This is a genomic window from Microbulbifer maximicatervae (SeqCode) (assembly GCF_052467385.1).
Window position 1 is genome coordinate 137,676 of record NZ_CP174311.1, and the last position, 15,640, is coordinate 153,315.

A 15,640-nucleotide genomic window follows, 5' to 3' on the forward strand; every position below is an offset into this window, starting at 1 on the left:
GGCTCACTGATGTCTGGACCCGATCTGCGCTTTAACCAGGATAAAGGTGAAATTCGCTGTTTGCGTCGGGAACTGGAGGAGGAAATAAACTGGTTACAGCGGCATTTTGAGGCCCTCTCCAATGCAGTCGATGCAAATGATATTGCGTTGCGGCGCACCTATAACAGCATGCTATTTTCCCGCCGGGCCCTATTAGGTAGGATGCCTCGTTAACTAAATTCCAAATATTTTCTTGTGTGAAAAACTGTAGTGCTGCAGGTTTTAATTTGAATACGGCAGTTCTTCCTACTTAATGCTGTCACTCAGAATGTTGAATCTGTGCCAGCGCGAAATATTATTTCCCGGCTAATTAGCTAATTTCCTTGCCAAATTCCCCCGTAAAATGCAAAGCAGTCTACGCTTTGGAAAGCTAATACATAAGAGTATTTTTCAATGCGCTACCCGGTTGTGGTGCACAATATTGAGTATGCCGGATTTGGTGCCATTGCACCGGATCTGCCGCATTGCCACTGCTATGCCGATACCCTTGAGGGGACCCTGCAAAAAATGGCTGAAACGATTTTTCAGCGGTTGGAAGAACTCCGTCAGGCTGGACAGCCAATGCCGCAAGCAGGTGATGTAGACAACCTGAAGAAAAACCCGGCTTTTGTAGGGGGCGTCTGGGCCATTATTGATGTAGAAACAACTTGAAATAATTCACTGAGCTTGAACTTGATGACTGGCTTTTTGATGTGAGTGGCGATGATAAAGCTATCCGTCTACCTGCTTTCCTTTTTTATAGCTGCGACCAGTTATGGATTCGAGGCGAATAATCCTTTTGATGGTGTCGCCACAGGAGAGTACCGGATTATCGGTACCGTTGGTTTTGGGAGTGGCGAGCAGCAGTTAAATAAGCAGCGGGATTCTTTTGGCTATGTCAGCCTCGGAATTACGCCGGCTGTGGGAGTCTGGCAAGTTGAGCTGCGGGCGTCGCATTTCGATGATAATCATGTCACGGTAGATCAGGTAGGTTTAAATTTTAAAATTGATTTTACCCTGAATTGTCACGTTCAATGTCTCTATTGGATGGTGGGATATAATTATGCCGATGTGGATTTGAATAATGTGATAAGAAGAGGCTATTGGTATCGAGAATACCCACCATTCTATCCGGATGATCGATATATCTATATTATTGATGCCAGTGGCAGTGATACCTTTTGGAATGCCGGAGTGGGTTACCGAATTATGTGGACTCAGGATTTCGATACTTCATTAGAGTATAACTACAATAATATTGGCAAAATAGAACGTGTTAACCTCGGGCATCTGCGCACCCTAAGTTTAAATTTTTCCTACCGCTTTTAGTGTGTCCTCCACCTTTTAAACTATTTTCTCCAATGATTTATTCGTAGAAATTTCTTAATTAATTACTGATTATTTTAGAGAGTGGAAAAGGGGCCCTGGGGCCCCGATAGTTTTTAAATTCGATAAATGGCTTTCAGCCAGAAGGTGCGTCCCGGCTCATTAACCCGAGTCAACTGATCGAAACCAATAATATTGGCTCCAGAGCGACTGATATGTTCTGCGTAAGTCTCATCGAATAGGTTATCGATACCGGTAGTTACCAGTACACTTTTACTGGGTTTCCAGCCGGCATTGATGGAAACGACGTTGGCAGAGTCGGTTGCACCAATATCCTGACCAACAATATTGCCTTTGCCGATATCCACCCGGTTCTGGCTTGCGATAGCGCGCCATAAAACACCTGCTGACCACTGGGCCTGTTCATAGTAGAGTCCCAGGCGGCCCTCCAGAGGCGGCAGTTGTGCCAAGGTAGTGCCATCGGTTTCGTTGGCACCGCGAACAGATGTTACGGTGAATTCAGTGCGCCACTGCTCATTGAGCTGATATGAGGAGTCAAACTCCAAACCCCAGGAGCGTGCCTGGATGTTTCTGACAATGGAGGTAGTGCGAGTATCGGAGGAGTCCATACCATCCATATTCATACTACCCATAGAGTCCATGCTACTCATTACTGCCGCTTTTTCGTAATCCTTCTCAATCATCAGGTAGTCATCAATCTGATTGACGAATCCGGAGACACTGGCAGAGAGTTTTTTACCGCGATAGATATAGCCGATATCCAGCTGGGTGGTCTTTTCTGATTCGATATCCAGTGCGCTGTAGGAGTCTGCTGTCTCGTAGGAGAAAATTTCCCAATAATCGGGGAAGCGCTCAGTGTAGCCGAGCCCGGCAAAGAGTGTGGCAGAACTATTGGGGCCGCTTTCGAGACCATATTCATAGCGCAGGAAGCCGCTGCTCAATAGCTCTGAGCGAGTTTCTCCCGCAGTGGGGTTATCCACTGAGGACATCATGGATAGAGCAACTTCATCGCGAAGGTCTTTTACTTCCCAATCATCCACTCGTGCACCGGCGATCCAGCGTTGATTGGCTGCGACTTGCCAGCTGACCTCAGAAAATAACCCCAGCTGGCTAAATTCGGCATCGGCCTCTCGCTTCATATCCCGGTAGTCCATGGTGGACTGGTTCATGGTCGAGCGGCCGGTGTGGCGATTTTCCCGGGCATCAATTCCACTGGTCAATTCCACATCGTCCATAGGCGTAAACACCAGAGCCATCTTGAAACCTGTGGTCTCACTATCGAGATTCATGACCATGGGTGTAGCGGTGCTGGATAACTCGCGCAGGCTGTAGTTATCCATGATGTGGTCGATATAGTTGTAGTAGGCCTGGAGCTCAATTGAGTCGAGCCAGCTACTGATATTGCTGCGGACATATTTCGCTTTGTGGCTCTCACGGGCAAACTTGGAACCGTCGACTCCCCGATCTGCATAGGCAGCTTCACCATCGCTAAATGCAGTATCAAACTCGACCCGTGTATCGTCGCTGGGTGTCCAGGCCAAATTGACCTGGCTGCTCCAGCGCTCATAACTGGAATTTACCTCATTGCCATCCCCGTCTTCGTAGTCGTCCGCAGATGCCGAGGTCGAGGAGCTGCGGATAGAAAACTGCGGCGAACTATAGGAGATATCGAATAGACCATCGCGACGCTCGGCACTGGCGCCGAGCAGGCTCGCATGCATATTCCAGTCGCTTTCAGTGGGGCGCTCCTGCTGCTGATTAAATACAACTACGCCGGCGGAATTTCCCGGGCCATAGAGGACGCTCTGTGGCCCTTTAATAACTTCAATTTCGTCCATTGCCTCGGGAAAAATATAGGCTGTAGGTGGGTCCATTCGGCTGGGACAACCACCCGCCATTGTTTCTCCATCCACTACCATTCCCAGGCGCGAGCCCCCCATTCCGCGAAGCATCGGATCGCCACTGGTGCCGCCTTTACGCACTACGGAAAATCCCGGAATTGTTTTCAGGTAGTCGGCGCCGTCATTGGCAGGTAATGGCTGACGGGGTTTTTTCGGGTCGGTTACCAGGTTGAGGGGGAGTTCAGTCTTTACCCCAGTAACCACCATTTGTTCCATTTCACCATCTTTTAATGGTTCTGACTCTTCGGATTCTTCCGCTGCGAGATGTGCTGAAAAGGTACAGCAGGCAGCGAGTGCCAGGCTGAGAGGTTTTTTCAGAAAAATTTTTGCGTTGATGCTCTGATGCATGGTTTTCAATCCTTTTCGCTGGCGTTTCGAACACGCAGCAGTGAGCGCGCAGGCCTGAGTAATATTTGGCGCACGCGACATATCCCCACCTGAAAAAGTGGTCGTATTTTGGCAAGACCCAAAGCGCTGAAAATGTTAAGACAGCAATGAGACTTGCGGTCCACAGCGAACTGCGGAGTGATGATGTTGGAATAAAAAAGGAATTAAACCGGGGGGGCGCGAATCAGTGGGCGGCTGTAAGCGTTAGAGATAACGCGGAAAAAAGCCGGATAAGAGGGCGGTTGAGTAAAACCGGGTAGGACTATTTCCAGTTCTGTAGTTGGTGCGCTGGCAATACTGGCAGCGGCGGAAAAATTACAATGGTTATCGGCAAATGAGTGAGCGGTAAGCGTATCGTGGTTGTGGCTTGAAGAGTGGTCGCCGTGATGATCGCTGTGAGAGTTCGCTTTGAGGGCATTGAGCAATAAAGCGCTGCGGCTATCGCCATGGCAGAGCCCATAGGGCGTTCCCGCTGCAAAATCTGCCGGCATAAAACCTGCAGGAACCAGGCCTCGCGCACTGAGAAATACCAGCAATAGCAATAGCGCCTGCCACTGGGACAGACGGGAACAGTATTGGATGGTGCGCTTACCGCTCATAAATAAGAAGGTCTGTACTTTGCCCGGGCCCATTTTAAATACCCGGAGATGAGTAACAAGAGGTTAACGGGTGATACAGCAAAGTGCCACTGCCCCAAGTTAACTTTTGCGAACTAATACGAGGTAAATTGAGCTTTATCAGGTTTTGTTGGAATTTAATTTCTTTTCTTCAGCGCATTCTAAAAATAAATCTAACTTTGCTGGAAGCTAAAGGTTCCAGGAGGTAGCGCGCTCAATAAGAGATTCCCGGGATTGGGTAGAGTTCCCGGACAGCCCTGGATTATTGCGGGTAGTGGGAAGGTTATAGGGAGGGTTTGCATAGTGGGGGCTCGGAGAGTCCCCACTCGGTAAATTTGTCGATTCAGATTCTGCCGCTGCGCTTTAGGCGCCAATAGGCCTCTACCAGAGACTGGTGCAAAAGCTCCGGCCTCGAGTCTACCACTATGACATTGTGTGCCTGCAAATGCTGAAGTAATTGCTCCCTGCGGCGTAGGAAGTCCCTCGCTGCTGCGCTGTTTACTGCACTATCAAAGTTCTGAATCGGCTGTTGCAGCAATTTGTCCACAGAAGTCTCCCGCAGACTGGCAATCATCACCAGGTGATTGCGCGACAGCAATTTGACTGCTGCTAGGAGTTCATCACTATCTTCATCGCGCAAGTTGGTAATCAGGATTACCAGGGCACGTCGCTTGTGGTGGGCCATCAACTGTTGTGCGGCGCTAGTGTAATCTGCGCTACTAGTGCCAGAGTGGAGGTCGTAGACATTATTCAGCAGTAGGTTGATTGCACTTTCGCCTTTTACTGGAGGCAGCTGTCCACCACTGCTCTCCTGTGCCGCAGCAAATGCCTGCAAGCCGACCGCGTCCCCCTGTTTGATGGCGACATAAGCTGAAAGTAGCAAGCCATTGAGTGCGTGGTCAAAGTGGCTCAGCTCGCCGTCTTTCGCACGCATCCGGCGGCCGCAATCCAGCATATAAATAATTTCCTGGTCGCGTTCGTCTTGGTATTCACGGCTGATCAGTTTGCGCAGCCGTGAGCTCGCGCGCCAGTCCACCTGTCGCTGGCTGTCTCCCTGGCGGTATTCCCGCAGTTGGCGGAAGTCCATGCCCTCACCGCGACGCTGCTGCTGGTGCAACCCCATCAGGCGCAGGCTCTGTTCGGTGGAGAGAGATTGCAGTGAGGAGATACCGAGAAAATTGGGGTAGACCTTGACGGTCTGCTCCTGTCCTAACCATACCCTTGTCTGCCAGAGTCCCCAGGGAGAGTTGGCCAGTACCTCGATTCGTCCGAAAGAGGCGCTGCCGCGGCGACGGGGTACCAGGTCGTACTCGATGGTGATTTCCTGGTCCGGGTTAAGTTGTGCGGAGCGCGGCAGCCCTGTCGATCCCAGTTGCTGTGGGATTGAGTCGGAAACCTGGAGTAATAGTAGGCGTGGGCCGGTATTGTGAAGTTTTAGCCGCGCAGTATTGCGTACGCCCAGGGCCAGGTTGCCGGGCAATCGCCGCAGCCCCTGCAGACCGGTTACACGGTAACCAGTGAGATAGTCCAGCAGGGTGGCGCTGATTAACAGGGCACTCGCTCCCCACCAAAGGTTGCCGATAAATGAGCTGGCTTGCGGAAACCAAATTCGCGCTGCTGTAATTGCCAGAGCTGCCAGGCACCAGTAGCCGAGCAGTTTGACCAGGCGCGGACTCGGGCCGGTGCGACCGCTTTGTGCTGGTGCTGCCTGTTGCTCTGTTGCAGCTACAGTCTGTGTCACAGTCGCGGTGCCTCAACACTGTCGATAATCATTGCCAGCGCCGTATCAGCAGTTTCACCGTCAATTTCCATATCTGGAGATAGGCCGATACGGTGACGCATTACCGGGATGGCCATGGCCTTGATATCATCCGGCAGTACAAATTCCCGTCCCTGTAACAGCGCATTGGCACGAGCTGCCTGCAGCAGGCCGATACTGGCGCGCGGGCCGGCGGGGCTGCGCAGCTGCGGTGATTGGCGGGTGGCGCGCACCAGCCGCACGGCGTAATTCAATACCTGTTCGTCCAAGCCCACCTGGGGCACCAGGGCCTGAAGTTGCTGCAATCCCTCGACAGTAATTTCCCCGGCCAGCTTTTCCTGCAGGCTGCGCTCAATTCGGCCACTGCTGGCGGCGGCGGCCAATTTCAGTTCCGCTTCGAGGCTGGGATAATCGATGAGGACTTTCAGCAGGAATCGGTCCAGTTCCGCCTCTGGCAGCGGGTAGGTACCTTCCTGCTCAATGGGGTTTTGAGTGGCGAGTACCATAAATGGACTGGGTACTTTCAATGCCTGGCCGTCGATAGTGACCTGCTTCTCCTGCATCACCTCCAGTAGGGCGGCCTGGGTTTTGGCGGGGGCACGGTTGATTTCATCCGCCAGCAGCAGGTTGGTAAATACCGGCCCGCGACGCACCTCAAAGCGGCTCTCTCCCATGTTGTACATAGCGTGGCCAGTAACGTCGGCGGGCATCAAATCCGGGGTAAACTGGATGCGGCGGAAATTGCCGCCAAAGCAGTTGGCCAGGGTGCGCACCAGAAGGGTTTTGCCGAGTCCGGGTACACCTTCGAGCAGTACGTGGCCAGAAGCCAGCAGAGCTACGAGTACCTGGTCAACCACCTGCTCCTGGCCAATCAGCAACCGGTTGATATTGTTGCGCAGTATCTGAAGTTTGGCGGACGCAGCCTGCCAGTCAGGTGACGGGCCCGTGGTTTGTTGTTCTGGTTGAAGGGTGGTCTCGTTCATAGGACTGCCTCAATTCGCTGCAGATTACGCATGTGTTCAGTAAATGTTTCTTCGGTTGTTGGGGGCTTGCCCCACAAGGTTTCAACTATTAGCCGTTCATCCATACCGGTGGAGGCACAGAGCTTGTCGCACAGTTTGCGTTTTTTAGTGGCGTTGATATGGGTGGCGCCAAGACGACGTAGAAGTTCTTCCCGATGGCCGCGCAGCAGGGTTTCCCCCTGGTCGTCCTGCCAGTAGTAATGGCCGCAGGCGGATATATGTTCTAGCAGAGAACGGCGGGACACTTCTGGCTCCGGCTGCAAGGGGCCGAAGCGGCGCCCGTGTAGTAATAGCCAAGCGAGTAAGGCCAGTGCGCCGGCGAGAAAAAACTCTGCAGCGTATTGACGAGCAACCTTAGAAAGGGTTTCAAAGCGGGGGCGGGTGAGAAAGACAAACTCTCCTTCGCCGGCCAGCAATTGTAAGAAATAGGCGTGATCGAAGTGGCCAATACGCTGGGACTGCCACAGGGTGCTGTCAGTCATCAGGGTAATCACACCATTGCCGCGCTCGAACTGCATAAACGGTACGCCGACATCGTCGCGTCGTACTTTTGCCCAGAAGACAGGTCCATCGGTGATAGTCTCGTCATTAAACGAAGGGTGGTAGAGCAGGTGGCTGGCATCGAGGTATAGCTGTATTTCGCTGCCGCCCTCAACAGGCAGGGTTACCAGATCCTCTTCTGACACATCGGGGTTGCGAGGCTCCTCTTGTTCCTTCGGCTCATCTTCCGTTTCGCCTTCGTCCAGTTTGCGATTGTGCTCCCGCATGGCATCAGCGGGGCTCTGCTCAGGCTCGAGTACGGCATCCTCCCCGAGCAGTTGCTCCAGGGTTTCTTGCAGTTCGAACTTACTGTGTCCCTCTTGGATAGAGACGTCCATGGACTCAAGTAGCCAATCGCGGTTTTCACTGCGCCCGGAGTCGCTGTCGAAGTTGCCGGTATAGGCTACAACGATGGCGTGGCCACCGCGCTCGACCCACTCTAGAAGTTCTTGGGCCTTGGTGGGGTTATAGACCTGGCTGGAGCTGTTGATAAACAGGGTGGCATCGGAGGAAAGGCCTTGGAGTACAGATATATTATCTGCCTGATGCGGCGCCAGTTGGATATCGGTGAGGTATCTTTCTGCTGCCAGGTAGGGATTTCGTCTGGCTTCCATGCTCCAGCCGCTGTCGATCTCCTTGGAGTAGCGCTCGTAGAAAGTGAGGAATAGCCATACAAGTGCCACGCCACTTATGACCAGGGCTGCCAACAGAATTCTCTTAGCGGTCATTGCCAAATTCCTCCTGCCATTGGCTACAAAGTGAGCTTACCTGAGCCTCTTTTGGCGGCCGGTGGGCATAGGCAAGCTGCTGCCAGTTTGCAGTAAGCTCTTGTACAAATTGACTCAGGGCGGGACTTACTGGGCGCTGTACTTCATTCGGCTCCTGTTGCCTTACTTGTACCAGCTGTGCGCATTCACTTTCGGTAAGGTGATCGCCAAAATAAAACTCGAAGTCTTCAATCAGGTGAGAGAGGGTGGCGCGGTACAATAGTCCCAAACTGGCTCGCTTGTCTCCCTCTGTCCACAGGCGCATGACCTCCGCGCAAACGTCATCGGGCAGACTCGATTGGCGTACATCCAGGCCGAATAGGGTTTCGGGGACGGGCTGCTTTTTCTTTGGCTTAGGCTGCCATTTCAAGCTCTGAAGAATTTTATCGTGATGTCTCCAAAGCAGATAGCCCAGGCCGAATACCAAGCCAATCCAAAGCAGCAGCTCCAGGATTTTCGCAATTGTTGGGCCCCATTTAACTTCATCGTCAACTTCAGGCGTATCTTTAGAGTTCTCAAAAAGCCATTCGATAAAGTTAATTAACCACTCGGGGAACTTTTCTTTGACGGCTTCTGTTTCAGATTTGTCTTTTTTGCGCCAACCACTGATCTCTTTCATTTGATGAAATTCATCGCCAGCGAGGATTTCGTCAATATGCTCTTGGGCCTGCTGCGGGGTTTCCAAAGATGCGGCGCTGGCGGGGGGCGCTGGAATTAATGAGCCAAAGGTGAGCCCGCAGATCAGGATTAGCGCAGCAGTGCTTGGTTTTCTTCTGCGGTGGGACTCCTGTTCACGCTGCTGGCGTTCCAGCAGGTCCCGAAACTGGATTTCTATATCCCAGCCTTCCAACTCAATACGACGGCCAATATAAAGGCAAAATCCGCTAACGATATAGAAGGGGGCTACTGCTGCCATAACAAACAGGTAGAGTCCGTTATATATCCATTCCAGCCATTGAGTATCCCCTTGGAGCAGAGGGATCCAATCGATCCCATCGGAATACTGTTCAGGGATAAACAGAAATGCCATCACACTTAATGCGGCAAGTAGAAATATCTCAATATGGTAAAGCGTTAGTGTTAGCCAGGTGGCGGCCCCAGAGTGTTTGCGGTGCAGTACCCCAAGGCGCGAGGTACGGGCCTTACCTGTGGATTGCTCCAGCACGGTGACTGGCATATCGAAAGAGCGTGTGGGGCTCAGCCGACGGAGGGTAAGCCACATAAACCAGTCGCGACGATTCTGGCTAAAGAAATGCTTCAATGCCTCACCAATGGATACCGGTGAGCCAAATAATGCGCGGCTGATCATAAACAGGGGCAGCCGATCAAATACGGGTTTCAGCCACCAAATAAATAAGATGGAGAGCGTTGGTGACTCTGGAAACAGCCAATAACACAAAGCAAATAGCGGTGCTGCAGGCAACAGGTAGACTATAAAAAGTTGCCACCAGTATTTTCGTGCCAGGGCGATACCGAGATCGACAGACTCCCAGGGAGAGCGCAAGCGGGCTCGCACTGCCAGATTCTTAATTTGCATGAGTTGCGCCCTCCCTGCGTCCCGCCAGGATAAAGTACGCAAAGACCAGTACCCAAAACAGGGCGCCTACCCCGAGCTTGATCGCAATCGGTGTGCTGGCACTGGAGGACCAGAAGGCTTCAAGGAAAGCGGCAATCACCAGCATCAGGAAAGTGCCGTACATAATCTTCATTGCTTCGACAGCGGCCAGGCGCAGTGCGACCGTGCGTCGGTGTTGGCCCGGATCCACTAGAGAGCGTCCCAATATCAGGCCCGCTGCTCCCGCCAGTACTATGGCGGTCAACTCAAAGGCGCCGTGGCCAATCACAAATGGGTAGAAGGTGGAGACAAAGCCCACCCGGGTGATATGCCCAAACGCTGCGCCAATATAGATGCCGTTAAACACCAGGAAGAAAATTGAGCCCAGGCCAAACAGTACACCGCCGGCAAAGGTGCGAAAGGCGATGCCAATATTGTTTTTGATATAAAAACCGAACATGAACAGGTCGGTATCAGAGCCGCGCTCGCGGCCCAGTACCCGGTTGCCCGGATCATACATGGATTCAAAACCCATAACCTGTTCCGGTGACATTACTGCGTACACCAGGGCATCGTTGTTGTAAGTGCCGATTCCCAGGATCAGGCCAGGTATTAAAAACAAAGCGGATGCCAGCAGTACTGCGCGGCTATTAGCGCGCACGGCTTGGGGAAAACCTGCCAACAAATAGTGCAACCATCCCTTGCGGCGCAAGGTTTCCTGGCGGTAGACACGGTGATGTGCCGCCATAACCAGCTGGTTGAGGTGGTCTATCAGGCGGTTGGTATATTGCCGCTCCTTAGCCATTGCCAGCTGCTGGCAAAGGTTGCGATAGGCGACGGGTAGGTCCAGGGCCGCAACTTCGGACTTGTTCCGATCCGCTTTCAGCCAGGCTTCTAATTGCTCCCAGCTGTCGCGGTAGCGATTCTCAAAGTCTCTCTGCTTCATAGGTAACTCTGCCTATCCCCTGCCACCGAGTAGCCAACTGCCTACGGAGCGCAGGTAGCTCAAGGCATCGCTGTCCCTTTTCCGAGTAATCGGCTCGAGCAGATTTGCGAGCTCTTGCTGACGCGCTTCGCTTAAATCCTGGTGGCGCTCCAAAAGGCTAACCAGTGCCTGTTGGTCTTGCTGGCGGAGGTTTTGCGGTGGTGGGAGCGGGGTAGTATCCGGCAGGGTAACTGGTGCCTTTTCCTCTTCGCGATAGACCACCAGGGTGGCTGCTGCCAGGTCGCCAAGGCGCTGGAAGTGACGCCCCAGTGTCATGCTTATTACGCCAGTGGCGTAGGCAAATGGCATAAAATCCGCGAAGCGTAACAGGTTGCGAACGATGGATGCTCCCCAGGATACCGGCGTAAGGTTGTCGTTGACCACCATTAGGCCAAAGGCCTTTTTGCCCGGTGTTTGCCCACCGCGTAAAACTTCAAAAAGCACCGGGTAAAACCACTCGAGAAGAAAGGCGCAGACGAGCCAGATGCCCGCACCGGCAAAGCCGGCAAATAGCAAGGCAAAGCCGATCGCGGCCAATATCAATGATCGATAAAACACATCCACTGCATACGCAAGGATACGTGGCACGGGCCCAGCGGCCCGCGCGCGCAAATCGATCCCCTCAGGTGTTTCGACGTTATAGGTGGTATCCAGCAAGCCACCGCTCCTGTCTGGTAGAGAAATTTAATTGTGATTGGGAACGCCGAAAACTTTTCGGTAGGCAACACCAAAAGCGATACTACAAAGGGGGATTGCCCAAATCAGGCCGATAAGCAGAGGAATGCTGCCAGCTAAAAAGATCAGTATCATAACAATTGCGAAACCAAGGAAGGCAAACCAGTTCTTAGTGATGGCTTTACGGGAGGTTTCCAGAGCCTCCCAGGGGCTCAGATTGCGATCGGCAATTAGGGGCATTGTCATCAGATAAGCAATCATTAGGTAAATACCCGGAATTATCAGCAATATCAGACCAACCCCAATTAGTAGATACATAACTATGGTCGCAAAGCCGAGAGGCACTATCTTGTCGAAATGAGCAAACACCTCGGTACCAGAAGTCTGCTCGTCGCGGGCGATCTTGATACCAATCATTGTCATACCCACCGCCAAGGGTGCGCCGGCAAAGGTCACGATCAGCTGAGAGAGAGCCTCGGCAAATGGGCCTGGGTTGCTGTCGGGGCTGAAAGCCGCAGTGCCGCCAGTAATTAAGGTGGCGACGATAGTAATTGCAATAATGGCAACGAAATAGAGCAATGCTCCCACCCAAACGGTGCCTTTATTACCACTCGTGCGTTGCCAAGCTTCGCTAAGAGTCTCCCCAATAGAAAACGAATAATCCCCGGCAATGCCCTTTTCAATAGAGCCTGAGTCGTCACTCACTGGGCTATTGGCCAAATTTGCTTCAGGGGCCTTATAGATGTCACTCATCCTGTTAGCTGTCCTTATTGAGATTTAGATTATTTATGGGGTGCAGAGTCTTGGGAGGGGAATATCTCATAGGCGGGAGTGGCGAACAATGCCACGCCAATACATCGGCAAATTAGGTGATACATCTTTCTCAGCATAAAATCTCCGAGGAGTGACTAAGGAATAGAATTGATGAAAAAAATACTGTGGATGAGCGGTCTGGTTTTGGTATTGATTGCCGCTGGATATGTCGCCTTGCCGTTTTATTCCATCGAGCAATTGCAACGTGCGGCGAAAATGGCTAAATCCGATCAGCCGCAGGTTAGAACTGAGAGTATCGACACGTTAGAGCATTATGTCGATTTTCCTGTTTTACGTGACAATTTAAAGATCCGCATACAGCAGCAACTTAGGAACTCCCTAAGTAATTCTATTCCTCAGGAATTTGATGAATTACTGAGTGCTGGTGCAAATTTCTTTATGGATCCACTTTTACAACAGTTTATTACTCCTGAGGGCATTGCCGACCTTCTTCGTGGGGGAGAGGATCTGGAGGCATTTCAGCGGGAAATTTATCGACAGGGTAGTGAAACACCGGATATTTCCGGGAATGAGACTTCTGCAGCGGAAGAAGATGAAGATTCCTGGCAGCGCATGGGGTGGCATTTTACCGACCTCAATCATCTGAGTGTTGAATATGGTGAGCATGGCCGCCCTGAATTGCGTCTGTTGATGCAACGCAATGGTCTGCGCTGGCAACTGGTGGATATCCAGCTAATTGGTGATAAAAGTGGAGAGAGTCAGGAATGGAGATAGAAAATTCAGTCAACGTCTTTGGCGATCCACTGGTGCCTTGTAGCCTGGACCCGAAGACAGGCTTCTTTCGCGATGGCTGCTGTAACACCTGTAAAGAGGATCTCGGTTCTCACACCGTTTGCGTTGCCGTGACTGATAAGTTCCTGGAATTTTCCCGCAGTCGCGGCAATGACTTGAGTACGCCGGTAGAGGAGTTTAATTTTCCCGGTTTAAAGGAAGGGGATCGTTGGTGTCTCTGTGCCGCGCGCTGGCTCGAAGCGGAGAAATTGGATATGGCTCCCCGGGTATTTTTACAGAGTACACATGTGAAGGCGCTGGAAATTATTCCTATGCAAACATTGCGTCGCTATGCGCTGGATTTACTTTAGTTAATTGGGTGGATCAGCTTCTTGTCCACCTATTAACTCCCTTCAAATGGCGGCACGTCCCTGTGTCGCCACGCTACAGACAAGATAGCTACTCGGAACTTAAGAAGGCAGGAAGTCGATTGAGTAGTTCTTGGTAGTACTCTCAACGTTGGCAGAACCAAAATTGATCATGCGGATTCTCGCCAGCAACTTGCGTTCAAGTGCCGGGTTATTGAGCTCGCTCTCTACCAATTTGATCGACGCGATAGCACCATTCGGTGCGATCACCAACTGTACGGTGAGCCTTCCCTGCAGAGTTGGGTCCCTGCGCAACGCACGGTTATAGATTCCAATAATAGCCTCTTTATTGGCTTCCATAACACTGCGAATGGAATCGTCGGTACGTATGGATTTTTGCCCTCTGGCCTTGGCCACCGCTTCATTGGCTGAACCCTTTGCCTGGGTACTTTGCACTCGGGTGTTCTCACGCCCGGCCAGTGAGACACCACCGGTATCGCGACTCACTCTGCCGGCGGCAACGCCGCCGCTGGAGGCTTTTGACTTATCCGCGATCATACTGCGTTCTATTTTAGTGGCAGTAGCATTCCCCGAGCTGAGCTGGCCCCGGCTAATATCCGATGTATTAAAACTCTCGCGCATATCCAACAGATCATCGGCGAGTGCATTCAGGCCGCTATTGGCCGCTTTCTCCCGGGCCTGCTGTACTTTGGCAACCGGGGGATTTTCAACCTTGCGCGGCTTCTCCACAGGCTTGGGCTTGTCGGGTGTTTCCGCTTTCTTTTTGGGTTTCTCTTCGGGCTTTTTCTTTTCCTTGGGCTTCTTTTGCTCTTTGGGTTTCGGCTTTGGCTTGGGTTTTGGCAATTCCTTTTTTTCCAAAATCACTTTGGCCAGCTGTGGAGGTACCCTTTCGGCCTGCTCCCGGGTGAGTTCGGGTACTGGCGCCAGTGCAACGGCAATACCACTGATTGCCAGGGCTATCAGGCCACCGCGCAGTAATTTGATAAATCGCTGATCCTCCTCTCTCGAGGCGGACCAGGGAAGTACTGTTTCCTGTAGTTGCCAGGGGGCGTAACTAATGGTTGCTGTACTCATATCAGGATTCCACCCCCGAAGGATCTTCCGGCGCTGTTTGTTCTACGGCGAAAGACATATCGCGGAAGTCTGCGGCTGCGCAAGTGTGCATGATCTGCTTTAGCAATTCATAAGGAACTTGTTCATCACCTAAAATAGTCACTGCTCGGCCCAGAGTTTTCTGGGCTTCGCTCAGCTCTCCCGCTCGTTCAGCACGATATTCAAGCTCTGTTACCAGGGCCTCAATATTCTCTGCGCTGGGATCGATATCATCGATGTTGGCGATAAATCGGTCCCCGACAAACAACTGTTTATTGTTGACCCGCACTACAGTAGTCACCTCGGGCTTCTGTTGTGAGGTGGACTTGGGCAGTTTTATGGTTTTATCAGTCTGCAGAACCTGAACATCACTGGTTGAGTTCACCAGAAGGAAAAATACCAGGATGGTGAAGATATCCATCAGTGATACCAGGTTCAGTTTTGACTGCTGCTTTTTTTGCCTTTGCCTGCGCTCTTGCAGTTTTGCGGCTGCATTTATCTTCATAGTTTGGCCCCGCTATTTTGTCTGCTCCGGTGCATCGCCGAGAGATATCTGGGGGAACAGTTCTGCATCAACAACAGATGCGGCCACTACAGCCCGGTAGCTGCGTGCAGTATCCATGGCGGCGACCAGAGTTTTGTAAGGCGTTCCCTTTTCTGACAGGATCACCAGATCATCTTTGTCGATAGATTTTTCCCGCAACTGCCGTTTTATCTGCTGTAAAACGACAGATATCGTGGCGAAATCCGGTGAGTTTTCCTCGTGTGGGATGCGTTTAACCCGCTGTCCAGCGGGATAATTGATATCGACATACTGCGTGCGCAAAACGAGTTCGAGCTGGCGGTTTTCCTCCACACTACTGGAGCTTCCGTCACTGATACCCGGCAGATTCAACTTGAGCACTGAGATATGGGAAAACACCATATTTAGTAGTAACACTGGAACCAAAATGGTCATCAAACTCATAAACGAGGTGATATCAAGTTCTGCTTCCTCATGTCCACGCCGGCGAATATTTATGTTCAGCATGGCGGTATCCC

At 51.9% G+C, this 15,640-nt stretch carries 17 protein-coding genes; 5 read left to right on the forward strand and 12 right to left on the reverse strand.

Going from position 1 to position 15,640, the window contains the following annotated elements:
* Window positions 1–9: 9 nt before the first annotated feature.
* From ACJJIR_RS00630 to ACJJIR_RS00640, 3 genes are all read left to right on the forward strand, one after another.
* Window positions 10–213, forward strand: coding sequence for a hypothetical protein (locus ACJJIR_RS00630; RefSeq protein WP_108734878.1), 204 nt, complete (start codon window positions 10–12; stop codon window positions 211–213).
* A gap of 219 nt (window positions 214–432) precedes the next feature.
* Window positions 433–690 carry a type II toxin-antitoxin system HicB family antitoxin gene (locus ACJJIR_RS00635; RefSeq protein ID WP_108734877.1) on the forward strand — a complete coding sequence of 86 codons (258 nt, stop codon included), beginning with the start codon at window positions 433–435 and terminating at the stop codon, window positions 688–690.
* Window positions 691–741: 51 nt separating this feature from the next.
* On the forward strand, window positions 742–1,347 hold the full coding sequence (locus ACJJIR_RS00640; RefSeq protein WP_413663699.1) for an outer membrane beta-barrel protein: 606 nt from the start codon (window positions 742–744) through the stop codon (window positions 1,345–1,347).
* A 113-nt stretch (window positions 1,348–1,460) separates the two neighbouring features.
* Here the strand turns inward: ACJJIR_RS00640 and ACJJIR_RS00645 are convergent, their stop codons facing one another.
* From ACJJIR_RS00645 to ACJJIR_RS00685, 9 genes are all read right to left on the reverse strand, one after another.
* Complete coding sequence (locus ACJJIR_RS00645) at window positions 1,461–3,614, reverse strand: TonB-dependent copper receptor (protein WP_444906952.1); 2,154 nt, start codon at window positions 3,612–3,614, stop codon at window positions 1,461–1,463.
* 203 nt (window positions 3,615–3,817) lie between these two features.
* Window positions 3,818–4,285, reverse strand: coding sequence for a hypothetical protein (locus ACJJIR_RS00650; RefSeq protein WP_444906953.1), 468 nt, complete (start codon window positions 4,283–4,285; stop codon window positions 3,818–3,820).
* Between the two features lie 328 nt (window positions 4,286–4,613).
* Entirely contained in the window at window positions 4,614–6,011 is a 1,398-nt protein-coding gene (locus ACJJIR_RS00655; RefSeq protein WP_444906954.1) for a DUF58 domain-containing protein, read from the reverse strand.
* Window positions 6,008–7,012, reverse strand: coding sequence for an AAA family ATPase (locus tag ACJJIR_RS00660; protein ID WP_444895787.1), 1,005 nt, complete (start codon window positions 7,010–7,012; stop codon window positions 6,008–6,010). Before ACJJIR_RS00660 ends, ACJJIR_RS00655 begins: the two co-directional genes overlap by 4 nt.
* Window positions 7,009–8,319, reverse strand: coding sequence for a DUF4350 domain-containing protein (locus ACJJIR_RS00665; RefSeq protein WP_444906955.1), 1,311 nt, complete (start codon window positions 8,317–8,319; stop codon window positions 7,009–7,011). The genes ACJJIR_RS00660 and ACJJIR_RS00665 overlap by 4 nt, the downstream gene beginning before the upstream one ends.
* Window positions 8,309–9,895 carry a DUF4129 domain-containing protein gene (locus tag ACJJIR_RS00670; RefSeq protein ID WP_444906956.1) on the reverse strand — a complete coding sequence of 529 codons (1,587 nt, stop codon included), beginning with the start codon at window positions 9,893–9,895 and terminating at the stop codon, window positions 8,309–8,311. The genes ACJJIR_RS00665 and ACJJIR_RS00670 overlap by 11 nt, the downstream gene beginning before the upstream one ends.
* The gene (locus ACJJIR_RS00675; protein ID WP_444906957.1) at window positions 9,885–10,859 is read right to left on the reverse strand and encodes a stage II sporulation protein M; all 975 of its coding nucleotides are present in this window, start codon (window positions 10,857–10,859) and stop codon (window positions 9,885–9,887) included. Before ACJJIR_RS00675 ends, ACJJIR_RS00670 begins: the two co-directional genes overlap by 11 nt.
* 12 nt (window positions 10,860–10,871) lie before the next feature.
* Entirely contained in the window at window positions 10,872–11,555 is a 684-nt protein-coding gene (locus ACJJIR_RS00680) for an RDD family protein (protein ID WP_444906958.1), read from the reverse strand.
* Window positions 11,556–11,582: 27 nt separating this feature from the next.
* The gene (locus ACJJIR_RS00685; RefSeq protein ID WP_444906959.1) at window positions 11,583–12,326 is read right to left on the reverse strand and encodes a DUF2189 domain-containing protein; all 744 of its coding nucleotides are present in this window, start codon (window positions 12,324–12,326) and stop codon (window positions 11,583–11,585) included.
* Window positions 12,327–12,497: 171 nt separating this feature from the next.
* On the opposite strand from ACJJIR_RS00685, the gene ACJJIR_RS00690 reads away from it, so the two are divergent.
* On the forward strand, window positions 12,498–13,121 hold the full coding sequence (locus tag ACJJIR_RS00690; RefSeq protein ID WP_444906960.1) for a DUF2939 domain-containing protein: 624 nt from the start codon (window positions 12,498–12,500) through the stop codon (window positions 13,119–13,121).
* A complete protein-coding gene (locus ACJJIR_RS00695; RefSeq protein ID WP_413663688.1) occupies window positions 13,112–13,489 on the forward strand; it encodes a DUF2237 family protein in 378 nt (125 codons plus the stop codon). The genes ACJJIR_RS00690 and ACJJIR_RS00695 overlap by 10 nt, the downstream gene beginning before the upstream one ends.
* Window positions 13,490–13,588: 99 nt before the next feature.
* Here ACJJIR_RS00695 and ACJJIR_RS00700 read toward each other — a convergent pair whose 3' ends face one another.
* Genes ACJJIR_RS00700 through ACJJIR_RS00710 form a run of 3 tightly spaced genes read right to left on the reverse strand, consistent with a single transcriptional unit; the run spans window position 13,589 to window position 15,629 of the window.
* A complete protein-coding gene (locus ACJJIR_RS00700) occupies window positions 13,589–14,581 on the reverse strand; it encodes an AgmX/PglI C-terminal domain-containing protein (RefSeq protein WP_444906961.1) in 993 nt (330 codons plus the stop codon).
* Window position 14,582: 1 nt separating this feature from the next.
* Window positions 14,583–15,104: an ExbD/TolR family protein gene (locus ACJJIR_RS00705; protein WP_444906962.1), complete on the reverse strand. Its 522-nt coding sequence runs from the start codon at window positions 15,102–15,104 to the stop codon at window positions 14,583–14,585.
* A 12-nt stretch (window positions 15,105–15,116) separates the two neighbouring features.
* Window positions 15,117–15,629 (reverse strand): biopolymer transporter ExbD, encoded by a 513-nt coding sequence (locus ACJJIR_RS00710; protein WP_108734862.1) that lies wholly within the window; start codon window positions 15,627–15,629, stop codon window positions 15,117–15,119.
* Window positions 15,630–15,640 lie beyond the last annotated feature (11 nt).